Annotated in this window: 14 protein-coding genes; 4 read left to right on the top strand and 10 right to left on the bottom strand. The window is 69.5% G+C overall.

What is annotated here, in order from left to right; genetic code table 11:
• Positions 1-84: 84 nt before the first annotated feature.
• The 4 genes from OG488_RS24125 (at position 85) to OG488_RS24110 (ending at position 3,749) form a co-directional block, all read left to right on the top strand.
• Entirely contained in the window at positions 85-525 is a 441-nt protein-coding gene (locus tag OG488_RS24125; protein ID WP_329232355.1) for an Lrp/AsnC family transcriptional regulator, read from the top strand.
• Positions 526-679: 154 nt separating this feature from the next.
• On the top strand, positions 680-2,677 hold the full coding sequence (locus OG488_RS24120) for a hypothetical protein (RefSeq protein ID WP_329232353.1): 1,998 nt from the start codon (positions 680-682) through the stop codon (positions 2,675-2,677).
• Positions 2,674-3,279, top strand: coding sequence for a hypothetical protein (locus OG488_RS24115; RefSeq protein WP_443074242.1), 606 nt, complete (start codon positions 2,674-2,676; stop codon positions 3,277-3,279). The genes OG488_RS24120 and OG488_RS24115 overlap by 4 nt, the downstream gene beginning before the upstream one ends.
• Positions 3,280-3,299: 20 nt before the next feature.
• Positions 3,300-3,749, top strand: a complete 450-nt coding sequence (locus OG488_RS24110; RefSeq protein WP_329232351.1) for a DUF3592 domain-containing protein — start codon at positions 3,300-3,302, stop codon at positions 3,747-3,749.
• Positions 3,750-3,906: 157 nt separating this feature from the next.
• Here OG488_RS24110 and OG488_RS24105 read toward each other — a convergent pair whose 3' ends face one another.
• From OG488_RS24105 to OG488_RS24060, 10 genes are all read right to left on the bottom strand, one after another.
• A complete protein-coding gene (locus tag OG488_RS24105; RefSeq protein ID WP_329232349.1) occupies positions 3,907-4,416 on the bottom strand; it encodes a hypothetical protein in 510 nt (169 codons plus the stop codon).
• Entirely contained in the window at positions 4,413-5,132 is a 720-nt protein-coding gene (locus OG488_RS24100) for a hypothetical protein (RefSeq protein ID WP_329232347.1), read from the bottom strand. Before OG488_RS24100 ends, OG488_RS24105 begins: the two co-directional genes overlap by 4 nt.
• Before the next feature lie 63 nt (positions 5,133-5,195).
• Positions 5,196-7,763, bottom strand: coding sequence for a Tox-REase-5 domain-containing protein (locus OG488_RS24095; RefSeq protein WP_329232345.1), 2,568 nt, complete (start codon positions 7,761-7,763; stop codon positions 5,196-5,198).
• A 271-nt stretch (positions 7,764-8,034) separates the two neighbouring features.
• Positions 8,035-8,640, bottom strand: coding sequence for an OmpA family protein (locus OG488_RS24090; protein WP_329232343.1), 606 nt, complete (start codon positions 8,638-8,640; stop codon positions 8,035-8,037).
• Positions 8,641-8,693: 53 nt separating this feature from the next.
• On the bottom strand, positions 8,694-9,311 hold the full coding sequence (locus tag OG488_RS24085) for a hypothetical protein (protein ID WP_329232341.1): 618 nt from the start codon (positions 9,309-9,311) through the stop codon (positions 8,694-8,696).
• A 30-nt stretch (positions 9,312-9,341) separates the two neighbouring features.
• On the bottom strand, positions 9,342-9,944 hold the full coding sequence (locus tag OG488_RS24080) for a pilus assembly protein TadG-related protein (RefSeq protein ID WP_329232339.1): 603 nt from the start codon (positions 9,942-9,944) through the stop codon (positions 9,342-9,344).
• On the bottom strand, positions 9,944-10,180 hold the full coding sequence (locus OG488_RS24075; protein ID WP_329232337.1) for a hypothetical protein: 237 nt from the start codon (positions 10,178-10,180) through the stop codon (positions 9,944-9,946). Before OG488_RS24075 ends, OG488_RS24080 begins: the two co-directional genes overlap by 1 nt.
• Before the next feature lie 221 nt (positions 10,181-10,401).
• The gene (locus OG488_RS24070; RefSeq protein ID WP_329232335.1) at positions 10,402-11,484 is read right to left on the bottom strand and encodes a response regulator transcription factor; all 1,083 of its coding nucleotides are present in this window, start codon (positions 11,482-11,484) and stop codon (positions 10,402-10,404) included.
• 63 nt (positions 11,485-11,547) lie between these two features.
• Positions 11,548-12,906, bottom strand: coding sequence for a sensor histidine kinase (locus OG488_RS24065; RefSeq protein ID WP_329232333.1), 1,359 nt, complete (start codon positions 12,904-12,906; stop codon positions 11,548-11,550).
• Positions 12,907-12,947: 41 nt separating this feature from the next.
• Positions 12,948-13,835, bottom strand: a complete 888-nt coding sequence (locus OG488_RS24060; RefSeq protein WP_329232330.1) for a DUF5936 domain-containing protein — start codon at positions 13,833-13,835, stop codon at positions 12,948-12,950.
• Between the last annotated feature and the right edge of the window lie 10 nt (positions 13,836-13,845).

Genomic DNA, 13,845 nt, shown 5'->3' with positions numbered 1-13,845 from the left:
GCCGGGTCTCCGAAGATTCTCGGGTGAGGCAGTGGCGGCACTTCGCCGTGGCGGATGATCGCGAAGGAAACGGGGAGAACAACGATGGAATCACTCGACGCGACGGACCACTCCATCCTCGCCGTCCTCCAGACCGAGGGCCGGCTCTCCGGGGCCGAGGTCGGGCGCCGGGTCGGGCTGTCCCAGCCGGCGGCGAGCGCGCGTATCCAGCGTCTGGAGCGGCAGGGCGTCATCACCGGGTACCGGGCGGTGGTCGACCCGGCCACGGTGGGGCTGAACATCCACGCCGTCGTCCGACTGCGCACCACCCACGCCCGGTTGACGCCGGCGCTCGCGCTCGCAGCCCGGATTCCCGAGGTCGTCACGACGCTCCGTGTCACCGGCGAGGACTGTCTGCTGTTCGATGTGCACTGCGCTGATGCCGGCAGGCTCGAACAGATCGTGGACTCCCTCGCCCGCTTCGGACCCGTGACGACCTCGCTCGTGCTGCGCGGCTATCCGCCCAAGCCGCTGCCCACCGAGTAGGCGGCTGCCTCCGGGGCTCGCCTGCCGCCGAGTAGGCGTCGTGATGTGGGACTTGGGCCCGCATTTGGGACCGAGGGCCCAGGTCACGCGCCTGTTCCCTCCGTACGCTCACCTCCCACGGAGAGCGGGGCAGGTGTCGGCGAGAGGGTGAACCGTGAGCGGTGGCAGCGACTGGGGAGGCAGGATCCCGGGCCATGTACCGCCCGGCGCCGCGGGTGACGGGAGCGGGAGCGGCTGGTTCTTCCCTCTGACCCGTGGCTGGGCGGCCGGGGCCCTCGTCTACGTCGTCGCCGGGTTCCTGGTGACGCGGGCGCTCGTCGAGACGCTCGCCACCGACGAGCGTCTCGACTCGTTCGGCTGGCGGCTGGCCCTGCTGCACCTGCCGGCCGTCCTGGTGACCGTGCTGACGGTCCTGGCCGCCGCCCGCGCCCTGCCCGACCGGCACCGGGAATCGCGCCTCCTGCACCTCCTCGGCACGCTCGCCGTCCCCGTCGCCGGACTCGCGTACGGCTATGTCGTGGCCTGGGACGTCGTGGGCACCGAGGGCCTGCTGATGCCCGCGGTCGCGATGGTCACCGGTGCCGCCGTGGGACTGGCCGTGGACCGGCTCCTGGAGGACGGCGACACGGATGCGGCACCCTCGTCGACGTACACCCGCTCGTACGACTGGCGGGACCAGGGCGCCACCGCCATGGAGTACCTAGGTGTCGTCCTGCTGGTCGTCGCGCTGGTCGGCGCGCTCGCCATGGCCGGGGTCGGAGGCCGCATCGGCGACCGGATCCGCTGCGCCATCTCCTCGCTCACGGGGGACGGCGGCGGCTGCGCGACGGGGGGCGACGGCACCGCGCAGCCCAAGACCGACGCCGACTACGAACCCAAGCTCTGCCAGATATCCAACGTCTCCGACACGGCGGGCGGCAAGGTCAAGATCGGCTGGTTCGAGTGGGGTGAGGAGTACGGCTTCCAGCAGAAGGTCGCCCAGGCCAACACCGACGTGAACGAGGACGGGAAGGTCGACGAGAACGACAAGCTCGTCTACATGACGTTCACCGACGCCGCCTCGGCGGGGGTCAACGCCAGCACGCCGGGAGCCAAGCTCGGGAGCCTGGGCAAGGCGGACGTCGACATCGGCGGCGGCATCAAGATCACCAACGGTGACACCTGGGTCTTCAAGAGCGAGGCCGACGCCCAGAAGATGCGGGACGACATCGAGGAAATGAAGATGTGGGAGACCTCGATGAAGCACAGCGGCGGCTACGGCGGCGGCTGGTACTCCGGCATGAAGTGGGCGGAGAAGAAGGAGGACATCGAGAAGAAGATCGGCGACAAGAAGATCTCCTACTCGACCATCGGCCTCAACGTGTACGCCGACGGCGGTCTCTCCCTCAAGCCGGCCGACGAGACCGAGCTGAGCGCGAAGCTGGGCGGCAAGGCCAAGTTCTCGCCGGACGTGACGATCACCAAGGACGACGTCAACGGCAACGAGTCCTACACCTACACCGCCAAGCTCGAGATCGAGGGCAAGGTGAGCGGCACCGCCGGCCCGCTGGGCGGCACCGCCGGGGCCAAGGACACCCACACGGGGGCGATCACCGTCACCCGCGACCAGAAGACCGGGAAGATCGTCCGGATCGACATGACGAAGACGGTGGAGAAGACCTCGACGTCGGACAAGGGCGAGGCCGGGGGCGACAACGGCCAGAAGGACAAGGACAAGCGGGGCGGCAAGGGCAGCGTGACCGACTCCTCCGGGGACACGGGCATCGAGGTGCAGACGAACTCGATCGTCTTCGGGAAGGAGACCGACAAGATCACCGAGGCCAAGCGCTCCCTCGCCGAGGAGTGGCTCGACGGATCCGGCAACAACACCGCTCCCTTCGAGTACATGTTCGGCGACCAGTCCCTGCGGGAGAAGCCGGCCGGGACCGACCCCTTCGAGCAGCTGATGTTCCAGGACGGCCTGTCCAGCACGATGCAGTACCACGGGGAGACGGACGCCCAGGAGTTCGGCTTCGAGGTCTCCCTGGGCATGAGCCTCGGGTTCTCCCTCTCCGACGAGCACAAGAAGGAGACACTGACGGACGCCCAGTTCCTCGGAGCTCCGCAGGGCGACAAGCGCACGTACCTCCCGTACAGCTACTGCGCGCGGTGAACACGCGCGACGAAGAGGCGATCACGTTGACGAAGTCCACGGCGCTCGGCACCGCCCTTGCCGCCTCCCTCGGCCTGGCCCTGCTCACCGGCTGCGGCGGCACGGACGCCGCAGCCGTCCCGGACGGCTGGGGCACGCTCGACACGAAGAGTGTCTCCGTCGGCTACCCCCAGGACGACGGGTACGCCGTCCAGCCGGCCGCCGAGCGGAGCAAGGCCAACGCGGCGGTGGCGCTGAAGGAGGAGAAGGGGCTGCGCACCGGCATGGTGTCGGTCCAGCTGGACTTCGCCACGGGCGTCGACGACGCCGGCGAGGCCGCCGCGGCGGCGGGCGCCGGGATCGGCCTCGGAGCGACCCGCGAGGACACCCGGGACGTGCGCCTCGCGGGCGAGGAGAGCGCCCGGGAAGCGCGCAGGATCGACTACGAGTTCACCTCGACGGGCGAGGAGTCGACCCCCGTGAAGGGGACGCGGATGACGGGGGTCGTGGTGGCCGGGGTCGACTCGCAGGACGTACCGTTCGCCATCCGGATCAATGCGGTGAAGGGCACGCTGAGTCCGGCGGACCTCGATGCGTTCGTCGAGTCCATCACCGTCAAGTAACCCGTAGCGGAGCTTCGTTCATGGACGTACTGCCCGGTGGCACGGCCACCTTCCTGCTGCTGTTCGGCCTGTTCCTCGGCGCGTTCGCGGTCCGCTCCGGCCTCCGGCTCCTGCGCGTGCTGCGGCTGGTGCGGCACGGCGAGCGGGCCGAGGGCCGCTGCTCGGACCGGCGTGCGGTGGACCGCGGCCCGGACACGGAGAACCGTTACCGCACCGAGTACGTCTTCGCCTTCCGCACCCCGGACGGCCGCGAGGTGGAGTTCACCGACCACGCCCCCGGCCCGTTCGGCTTCCGGGTCGGGGCGCCGGTACGCGTCTCCTACGACCCGGCGGCCCCGGACCGGCTGGCCACGGTGGCCGGGCCGGGGGCGTGGGGCCCGCTGCTGATGCCGGCGGTGTTCGCCGGGGTGCTGGGGCTGTTCTCGCTGGGGCTGCTCGCCGGGTTCGCGGCGGAGCGGGGCTGGCTCTGAGGGGCTGGGCTGGCTCTGAGGGGGGGCTGGATCTAGGGGCGCGCGCTCTGAGGGGCGGGGCCGGCTCTGAGGGGCGGGCTTTTGAGGGGCGGGGCCGTGCCGGTGGGCGCCGCCCCTCCGGCCGTGCCGGTGGGCGCCGCCGGTCCACGTGCCCCTGTCAGTCGGCGGCGTAGGCCGGTCCCAGGGCCACGGCGAAGAGGACGACCGGCTCCTCCTTGTCCATCTGCCCGACGCCGACCCCGACCGCGCAGCCGTATGCGTCCCAGAGCTGCAGGTCGCCGGAGTAGCCGAGTTCGATGAGCGCCGCGAAGAGCGGTGGGACGACGGCGCCCGCCGCCTCGCACTCCTCGTACGGAGCCGTGGGAAGCACGCGGTGCGCCCCCCAGCGCGCGTCCAGCGCGAGTACCACTCCCCAGCGCTCGGTCTCGAACTCCTCGTGCGCGGCGTCCCGGTCGGCATGGGCAGTGGTGGCGGCACCGGCGCCTGTTCCGGCGTCGTAGAAGTCCTCGCCGACCCGGAGCGCGACGATCGCGAAGTCCTCTCCGTGGGCCGAGCGGCCGGGGTCGGCGCAGCACGCCCAAGGCGGCGCGTACGGGCCGGTGCGCAGCGTCTCGATCGCGGCGATGTCGTCGCGGACCCTCGTCCTGAGTTCCGGTGCCCCGCTCACCAGGCGGGACGGGGGGCGGCGACGGGCAGGGGTTCGAGCGCGCCCGCCTCCGCGAGCGCGCGCTGGGCGGCCTCGACCGCCTCGGTGGAACGCCCGGAGTCCAGGACCAGCCCTCCGCCGGCCGTCGGGTGCCGGGATCCGGGCAGATCCCCGGGCACCAGTGCGGCGCGGTTGGCGGAGAGATAGGTCGCCCAGCCGCAGCGGGGCTGCGAGTTGCGCAGGCCGAAGGCCGCCCGGACGGCGTTGAACAGCGGGCGGTCGTAGGACAGACCGGTGTCGGCCTCCCACGATTCGGCCAGGGCGATCAGGACCTCGGGCAGCCGGCCGGCCAGCGGCGGAGCGGCTCCCGCGGGCGCTTCGGCCCCCGGGAACAGCTGGAGGGTGGCCGTGAACGGCGTGTACGCGTCGCTGCCGCCCCCCTTGGCCCTGAGGTACGCGTAGCCTCCGTCCGGCCAGGTACCGACGACGGCGGCCTGCCGGCCGAGAATGTCGGCGTCCTCCTCGGGCCCCCCGGCCTCGACGACGCCGGCGAACTCGTCGGTGTCGGAGGGGACGGGATCTCCCTTCCCGCCCTCCGTGTCCCACCGCCAGTCGACCGGTGCCGGCGCGGACAGCTCCGCCAGCCTGCCGAGCGTCTCCAGCCAGCGTGCCGCCAGCACCTCGGAAGACTCGGGCCGGGGCCCCCAGGACACCTTCACCACCAGTTCGCCGGACATCTGCCTCTCTCCGCCCTCGTACGTCCGCTGCCGCTACGTCCGTTGCCGCTACGTCCGCTGCCGCTAGTTCTCCACCGCAGTGTGCTTCACGATCACATCCACGTCGGCGTCGTCGAACGCCTTCTGCGCCGCTTCGGCGACCTTCGGATTGGAGAAGTTCCATTCCACCGGCTTGCCACCGGCGGCACGGACCTGCCGTTGCGCCTGTTCGACGAACTTCGCCGCCTGGGCCGGCTCGAGTGTGCCGTCGGGCCGCACCTTCTTGCCGTATCCGAACTTAGCCTCCTTGAACGTCTGGGAGGCGGAGTCCCAGCCGTCGAAGTCGACGTCACGGCCGGTGCTGGGGTCCTTGACCGCGTACTCCTTGCCCCGCTTCACCCCGGAGACCTGTTCCTGGTAGCGCATCCAGCGTTCCATGCCGGGCCAGTAGGCCACGGACTGCTTGGCCTTCCACTGGCCGGCACCGAGGTCCTTCGACCCCTTGCGGGGATTCTTCAGGTCCCCGTACCAGGAGGGTTTCGCCCACTTCGCGACCTGCTTGCGGCTGGCCTCCTTCGCGGCGGCCTTGGCCGCGTCCGCGTCCTTCTGCGCCTGCTCGGCGGCGTCGATCTCCTCCTGGCTGACCCCGTCGCAGTCCTTCTCCGCCGCGAAGAGCACCGGGACGCCGTTGACGCGGTACGCAACCGGGACACCCGCTGCCGCGTTCACACCTCCGGCGTACGAAGGCTGCCGTGGGCCGCCGCCGAGCGGCCCCGAGCTGATCAGGCAGCCCTTCTCGGCCAGTTCGTCGGCCGCGTCGTCGGCATGCTCCTGGGCCTCGTCCGCGGCCTTCTTCGCGCCGTCGACGTCGCCCTTGTCCACGGCCTTGCGCGCCCGCTCGGCGGCCTTGCCCGCCTTCTGGGCCGCCTCGCCGAGCTTGCCCAGCTTGCCGAGTTTCCCGAGCTTGCCCAGCTTCTGGGCGATCTTGGCCTCGCCGTAGCCGGGGATGAAGAGGGAGCCGATGTTCCACACGACGGTGGTGCCGGCGCGGGTCTTCTGACCGTTGTTCCACTGGTCCTTGACCTCGTCACCGATGAACATGTCGTCGAGGACGGTCAGTCCCGTGTCGACGGAGGAGCCGCCCCAGTCGGTCAGGGCATCCCAGTAGTCGCCCTTGCTCCACTTCTCGCCGGCGTCCTTGGTGCCCTCGGACCACGCGTCACCGAGCGAGCTGCCGTAGTCCTTGATGCCGTCCCAGGTGCCTGGGAGGTCCGTGACCGTGTCCCAGATCCCGGTGACGTCGCCCCAGATCCCGTCGACGAAGAGACCCTGACCGACCTGCTTGACCTTGTCCCCGGCGCAGGAGAAGAAGGCCCCGAATCCGGAGAAGCAGTCCTCCTCGTCCTCCTTGTCGTCGTCTCCGGCGGCCTCGTCGTCCTCCCAGCCGGGCTCGTCGTCGGCGGCGTCGTTCTTCTCCTCGTCGGTCTCCTCCTGCACACTGCTCGCCGGGTCGGCCTCCGTGCCGCCGGTACTGCCGCCTGTGGTCCCGCCGGTGCCGCCGGCCGTGGTCCCACTGCTCGTGCCTTCGGTGCCGCCGCCCGTGGTCCCGCCAGTCCCGCCTCCGGTGCCGCCGCTCGTGCCTTCGGAGTCACCACCGGTCGTGCCTTCTGTGCCGCTCCCCGAGGCTCCCCCGGTGGTGCCGCCTGTGGTGGAGCCCCCTGAGGCGGCGCCACCCGTATCGGTACCTCCGGCGTCCGAGCCTCCTGCGTCCGAGCCGCCCGTGCTGGATCCCCCGGTGCTGGATCCCCCGGTGTCGGACCCACCTGTGTCGGACCCACCGGTGTCGGACCCACCTGTGTCGGACCCGCCCGTGCCGCTTCCTCCGGTCTGTGACCCACTGCCCGTCGTGGTGGACCCGCCGGTGACCGTGCTGCCGCCGTCCACGCCGTCGTCTGCGCCGCCCTCGCCCTCGTCACCGTCACCCGCGACCACGTCACCGGGGGCGGGCGCTGGGCACGAACTACCGGTCAGCTCACAGAGCGCGCTACGGATCCCACCGGTCAGCTGGGTGCCGATACCGGTGGCCACCAGCCCGCCGATGAGGGCTACGACCACCAGGATCAGGCCCAGGTACTCGAGCGCGGTCTGCCCACCGTCACGGCGCCACGTGATCATCCGGGCGATGCTGAACGGCCGGTGCGGGGCACGCTGTTCAGGCCGGAGATCGAACCAGTCACGGGAACTGCGACGGCACAACAGGACCAGGGTGACCAGCGGGACCACGAGCTGGGTCAGACCACGACCGGTCTGCCCGCCGCTCAGCGTCGCGCACGCCCCGAGAAGGAACCACACGTGGACGCCGAGGAGCCCGCGCCAGATCCAGACATCGCCCGTGCGGACATGCATCGACAGGGTGAAACCCGCAGCACCGGGCAGGGCGGCGTACAGCAGGAGCCCGAGCAGTTCGCCGTCAACGCCGTCGACCGACGCCGCCAGCATCAACCCGCTGATGCCTCCCGCCACGGTGAACCCGAACAGCGCCCGGACGAGGACCAGCACCACCCGCAGAGGCCTCGGCAGCGACGTCCTCCCCGGAGGCAGCGATATCCAACCGGAGCCGCCGACAGCCGCGAATCCTCCTGTGCCAGACACCCTGATCCCCCAACCAGTCGCCCATGCATGGGATTTCACCCACGAGACCCATCGGACCACGGGCGACGCCCATCGGCATGGGCCTCAGGGCCCAAATAAGGGTTGCCGCACCGCGCCGCCCCTGCTCCGGCATGCCTGGGGGCCGACACCAACCGGTGCCGGCCCCGAGGTATGGACAGAGCTCAGGAGGTGCCGCGTCCGGAATAGTCAGGGATCCACGACGCATCAGGATCGGATGCGCCGTGGAACCCTGAGAGCCCGTACCGGCTTGCTACGAGGTGCCCCCGCGCTGGAATGAGACCTCCACGCGGCGGTTCTTCTTCCGGCCCTCTTCCGTGCTGTTGTCGGAGATGGGGTACTCCTCGCCGTAACCGCGGATCTCGAAGGTGACCGTCGGGGGCAGTTGCTTGGACAGGACACCGTTGACCGCTTCGGCACGCTGCTTCGACAGCACATCGCCGTGGGCTGCCGAGCCGAGGTCGTCGGTGAAGCCGAACACCCGCACCTTGGTGGCGTTCTGCTTCTTGACCTCATCGGCGATGGCGGCGATCCGGGAATTCGCCTCCGGGCCCAGCTTGGCGCTGTCCTTCCCGAAGAGGACCTCGGCCTGCAGAGCGAACTTGATGTCTGCGTTGCTGTCCTCCCGGCGCTCCTCGCCGCCCAGATCCTCCACCACCTGGATGATGTCGAGGACCCTGGCGGGCGCGAGCGTTCCGCCCTCGGGCATCTGCAGATCAGGATCATTGCCGTCGACTTCGACCGGCGGCTCGGCACTCGCTTCGGTGCCCGGCGGAACACTGGGACCGTCGTCGGCAAGAGCCGGACCGGCTCCAAGCATCGTCGTACCAGCCATCAGCACGACTGTCGCAATGATCATGCCCGCCGAATCCGGCGCCCTGAACCGTGCACGGATACGTGTCATGTGGATCATCACCCGGAGATCTTCAGCGAGGTTGTCGCGAAGGTCGGCAGGGTGAAGTCAACCTCCGTCGTCGTGTCCGGCGGAGCCGGGAATTGCATGAACACCGGCAAGGACTTCCCGGGCATCACGCCCGAGATCCCTGCTGTGCAGAGGCAACGTCCGTCCGTGTCCCTCAGAATGTAGTAGCGCTTCTTTCCCGTCTTGTCGACGAGTGTGGCACCACCGACGGAGTTGAGGTTCGTCTGGACGATGATCGGCTCGCTACCTGACCAGCCCGAGGGGTTGACTGGTTCGTCCCCCTCGTTCGTCATGGTCCCCTGGACCGTGACGAACCCCGATGAGTCGCGCTTCACCTCGTTGATGACGAGGACCATGTCTTTGGCGCCCTTGATTTCCGCCAACTTTGCATTCGGGTCCACGTTGTCCCCTGCGGCGGTGTCCTCCTGGCCCCCCGCCCCGTCGTCCGTGGGCTTCGCCGTGGCAGGCGAGGAGGACGTCGCGTTGCTCTCCGCACCGCCACCACCTCCGTTCTCACCACCGCAGGCAATGACGGAAAGGGCCATGACAACCACCATGGAGGCAGCCGCCACCGCCCTTCGAGGATCTGTAGCACGCCGGATGCTCATGGATTCTGCTTTCTCAGTCGTGATTCGCGGTCAACGGTCGATCAGGTGCACGGCAAAAAGCGTCTTGACCAGAACGGACCATCGGTCGGGTTTCGCCAGGTCGATACCGAAACCACCTCGGCCGTCACAGCTCAGGGTGACCAGGGCGCCGACGATGTCATCGGGCTTGGGGCTGCAACGGAACTCGATCACCGCGGTGGCATCGGCGGTGGCGTGATCGTCCTCCGTGCCGGGAATCACCGATCCGCCGACAGTGTTGCGGGTCTCCACATTCACCGTGACAGCGTCCTGCAGATAGCCGTAGTCCCACGAGCACCCACCACGAACATCCGATTTGTTCGCAGCGGCGAGACGGCCCGCCGACCCGCACTCGTCGTAGAACCGGTGCTCCCGAAGGAACTGGTCCAGGCCCTCAGGCGTACGCAACGCCGCGAGGAACTCCGGACCCATCCCGTCCCGGGCGTCCTGGGCGGCCGCGAGAGCCGCAGCGTCTGCGGCACCCTGCGCTCCGTTGCGCGTGGCGGCTGCCTGACCGACCGCGAAGAAGGCGAACGCGACGAAGAGCAGGCCCACCACCATCACGACATAGATGGGGAAGGCCTGCCCTCGGTCTCCGCGAAATCCTCCGGCCATTAGCCAGCCTTGATCTGGTCCACCAGCTTGCCGATCCGCGTCGTGATCGAGGTGCCGATACCCAGGCCCACGATGCCACCGATGATCGCGATGACCACGAGGATGATGCCGAGGTACTCGAACGCCGTCTGCCCCTGCGAGCGCTCGCGGCCCGCCATCCGGGTCACGACGGTGTTCTTCCAGCCCCGCACGGCCAGCTGGGTCTGGACTGCGGTCTTCAGCACGGTGTTCGACATGGTGTACCCCTCCGGTATCGGCCGACCGTGGGACGGCCGACGCGTACGTCTCTGTGGTGTCTTCCACGTAACCGGCTTCCTCCTGGCCGGTGCCGCTTTCGACGAGAGAAACGTACGTCGGCACACCTCGCGCACCGGAGGGTCCGTGGGCCCAATCGCGGGCCCAAAGTCCGAGTTGGGCCCGCGGCTCTACACGGCCGACGCGCCTGCCCCTGCCCCGTTCATCCATGGCTGCCCGTCCCCCCGGTTCCAGGCCCCGCGCTCGGCGCGGTGCCGAGCCAGCGGGCGATCGCCTCGCTCCTGCTACTGCTGTGCAGCTTGGTGAAGATGCGGTTGATGTGGTTCTTGACAGTCTTTTCGCTGATGAAACAGGTCGCGGCGATCTGCTGGTTGCTCATCCCCGAAGAGATCAGTTCCATGACTTCCGCCTCCCTCGAACTCAGCTGGTACTGCGCTCTGTTGGGAGAACTCCCCCTATTCAACGACTGTGCCACAACAGGTTGCAGTTGCGAAAGACCCTGCCCGTTCTCCGCGAGTCGCTCCGCCACGTACGCGGAGTCGACGCGAGGCGCGTGCCGCTGCGCGCCGTAGGGCTCGACAGACGGGCGCAGGCCTTCGTGGCCCGTCCCCGTGTATGGGGCGCCTGTTGTCAACGCCGCACCCAGACCGTCGGGAAGGGCCTGCCCCGCCAGACCGAGCCCCTGTCGCATATGGGCGAGGAGCGCGTTGGCCGCTGTGGCTGTGAAGTGCGCGCGGCCGGCCCTGGTGTCCCTGACGGCCTGCACGAGCTGGTCCGCCGTGAACTCGCCGTGGACCAGGTAGCCGCCTGCACCGAGGCGGAGCGCCTCGTGCACGACCTCGCTCTCACGGCTGTACGTCAGCATCATCACGGGTGCAACCTGCACCAGGTGCGGCAAAGCGGAGATGCCGTCCACACCGGGCATGCGGACATCGAGCAGGACGACGTCGGGCCGGTGCCGCACCGCTTCGTCATAGGCCTGCCGGCCGTCCGCCGCCTCGGCGACCACTTCGATGTCGGCCCGGCCGGACAGCAGGACTCCGAGTCCTGCGCGGACGACGGGGTTGTCGTCCGCGACGACGACCCGCAGAGGGGCCGCCACCGGTGCGCCGGGTCCAGTCGGGAAAGCGGGCAGTTCCTCGGGTGCCGCGGAGCGCTGGGGGACGGGGAACCCGGCGGAGCTCTGTTCGGAGCTCGGCGGGTCGGCCTGCGGGGAACTGTGCTGGGAGGCGTGGTTCTGTGCTACCCAGCTCTGGCCCGGTGCGTGCGAGATGTCGTCCGGCATTCTGCGACCTCCTCTCATGGGTTGGGGGACGGAGGTGGAGCGGGTGAGGAAGCGATGAGCGGGTCACTTCAGCTGCGGCACGAAGGTTCCGTCGGGCCGGGCCGTGTACCCGGGTACGGGATCCGGAGCGGGCGCGAGAGCGGCCATGGGCAGTTCCAGCCGCACCTCGGTGCCCTGGGCGGCCTTGCCTTTGCCGATACGGATACGCGCGCCAATCGACGCCGCGCGTTCGACCATGCCCACGAGGCCGAAGTGGCCGGCGCGCTTCAGACTGTCGAGGGTGGTCCCGGAGGGCAGGCCGTCTCCGTCGTCGTACACGGTGACGCGCAGGACGTCTCTCTTGATTCCGGCGAGGACGACGACGTAGGTGGGGTGGGCATGGCGATGGGCGTTCTCCATCGCCTCCGAGGCGATGGTGAGCAGTTGCCGTGCCACCACCTGAGGGATCGGTGGCACGGGTGTGTCGTTGAGCAGACGGAAGACGGCGGACAGGGCGTGCCTGCCGCTGAAGTCGTCCACACGGGCTGCGAGCTCCGCGATGACGTCCACACCGCCGTCCAGGCCGGATTCGCGGCGGAGGTCGGAGAGGAGTTCCCGGGACTCCGCGGCTGCCCGGCGGGCGGACCGTGCCACCAGATCCGCCTGGTGCTTGACGGTGAGCGGGTCCATGCGGTCGGCGGAATGTGCGAGGCCGTCGGCCGCCAGGGCCAGGCCGTGGAGGGTTTTGGCCACGGAGTCGTGCATCTCCCTGGCCAGGCGGGTGCGTTCACCTTCCACCGCTTCGCTCACCGCCAGCCGGGCCCTGGTCTCGGTGAGTGCCTGGCTCGCGGACCCGAAGCGCAGGAGCAGGTTCCGGAGCGTGACCCCGGCTGCTCCCGCGACCATGCAGAAGCCCGGTAGCAGGAGGGACGCCGCACCGCCGGCCTCCAGATCGTCGCTCGTGCCGTAGACGCCGAAGATGATCACCGACTGGAAGGCCGCGAAGATCGCGGCCCCCCGCCAGCCAGATGTCAGTCCGGCCAGCAGGGGGGTACACACGGTGACGTAGGCGAGCGTGGACTCGGGTGTGGCAGTGATCAACAGCAGGGATCCGAACAGCGCGTCGACCGCGATGACCCAGGGGTGACGCAGGAGCAGGGGCCCGAAGCGCTCCCAGTCCCGGAAGAGGACGTACGAGCCCATGAACGTGACGACGATCGCTGAGCCGACCAGCCAGGTCGCGAACCCCGAAGCGGTTCCGGCCAGGGCGAACGGAGTCGCCATGGCGATCATGGCGAGCCGGAATCCGAAGACCTGGCGGCACATCGCCTGGAGCGCGTTGACCTGGATCGCGAGCGCGGGTCGGGGGCGCGCGGCGACCTGGGCCGCCGTGCCCACTTCCGCCCTCAGCCGTGCGGTGAACAGCCTGACCTGGCTCGCCATGGCTCACCTATCTCCCGTCCTCGATGGTCCGGGCCATGTCGTCAGCCACCGCCCAAGAAGCTGAAGTCGACGTTGGCGCCGTAGACGAAGCCGACGACCAGAAGGATCAGCGTCCCCGGCAGCAGGAACGAGGTCACCGCGAAGGTCGCCTTGGGTACCGCCTTGGAGGCCTTGCGGCGGGCGTTCTGGGCATCGGTCCGACGCATGTCGTTGGCGATCTGGATGAGCGTCTCGACGATGGGTGCGCCGAGTTCCTCACCCTGCTGGAGAGTGGTCACGAACATCGCGACCTGCTCCGAGTCGTTGCGTTTACGAAGCTGCTCGAACGCCTCCCGCCGGCTGACACCCATGTCCATCTGCCGCAAGGTGATGCGGAGCTCGTCGGCCCAGGGGCCTTCGTACCGTTCGGCCACCCGTCCCAGGGCCTGACGGAATCCGAGACCCGCCGAGACCACGACCGCCAGCACGTCGAGGAAGTCGGGCAGCGTCCGGTCGATGTGGTCCCGGCGTACCCGGACCGCGGACCAGATGCCCGCCTCGACCCAGAACAGACCGAAGGCCGCCATGAACAGCGCGATGAGGATCTGTCCGCGCGCCAGCATCAGGAGCGCCGCGACCAGCCCCAGCACCCCGTACACCGCTCGACGCGCCGCGTAACGGTCGATGGTGAGCCCGCCCGGGTTGCCCGCCAGGTCGATCTGCCGGCGCTTCTTGCTGACGGCCTTGGGCCCCATCATCCGGAGAACCACCGGGGCCCAGCGCATGCCCAGGCGGTCGACTCCCGAGCCGACCACAGTCGTCCGGCTGGCACCGACCTCGAGGGCCACCGCGAGGTCACCCGGCAGCTTCGCCTCCGCGCGGTACATGCGTATGCCGTGGATCGCCCCGTAGACGGCCAGACCCACGACAGCGGCAAGAATCAGGTCCATGTCAGGTCGC

The sequence above is a fragment of the Streptomyces sp. NBC_01460 genome (assembly GCF_036227405.1).
GTDB lineage: Bacteria > Actinomycetota > Actinomycetes > Streptomycetales > Streptomycetaceae > Streptomyces.
The sequence above is the reverse complement of the archived record's forward strand: the minus strand, read 5'-3'. Positions and strand labels throughout refer to the sequence as shown.

What these genes read in the sequence shown, in the direction of transcription:
- OG488_RS24065 (WP_329232333.1), bottom strand. Translation starts at nt 12,906, where the DNA reads ATGGCGAGCCAGGTCAGGCTGTTCACCGCACGGCTGAGGGCGGAAGTG.
- OG488_RS24100 (WP_329232347.1), bottom strand. Translation starts at nt 5,132, where the DNA reads ATGTCCGGCGAACTGGTGGTGAAGGTGTCCTGGGGGCCCCGGCCCGAG.
- OG488_RS24125 (WP_329232355.1), top strand. Translation starts at nt 85, where the DNA reads ATGGAATCACTCGACGCGACGGACCACTCCATCCTCGCCGTCCTCCAG.
- OG488_RS24085 (WP_329232341.1), bottom strand. Translation starts at nt 9,311, where the DNA reads ATGAGCATCCGGCGTGCTACAGATCCTCGAAGGGCGGTGGCGGCTGCC.
- OG488_RS24090 (WP_329232343.1), bottom strand. Translation starts at nt 8,640, where the DNA reads ATGATCATTGCGACAGTCGTGCTGATGGCTGGTACGACGATGCTTGGA.
- OG488_RS24075 (WP_329232337.1), bottom strand. Translation starts at nt 10,180, where the DNA reads ATGTCGAACACCGTGCTGAAGACCGCAGTCCAGACCCAGCTGGCCGTG.
- OG488_RS24070 (WP_329232335.1), bottom strand. Translation starts at nt 11,484, where the DNA reads ATGCCGGACGACATCTCGCACGCACCGGGCCAGAGCTGGGTAGCACAG.
- OG488_RS24080 (WP_329232339.1), bottom strand. Translation starts at nt 9,944, where the DNA reads ATGGCCGGAGGATTTCGCGGAGACCGAGGGCAGGCCTTCCCCATCTAT.
- OG488_RS24060 (WP_329232330.1), bottom strand. Translation starts at nt 13,835, where the DNA reads ATGGACCTGATTCTTGCCGCTGTCGTGGGTCTGGCCGTCTACGGGGCG.
- OG488_RS24110 (WP_329232351.1), top strand. Translation starts at nt 3,300, where the DNA reads ATGGACGTACTGCCCGGTGGCACGGCCACCTTCCTGCTGCTGTTCGGC.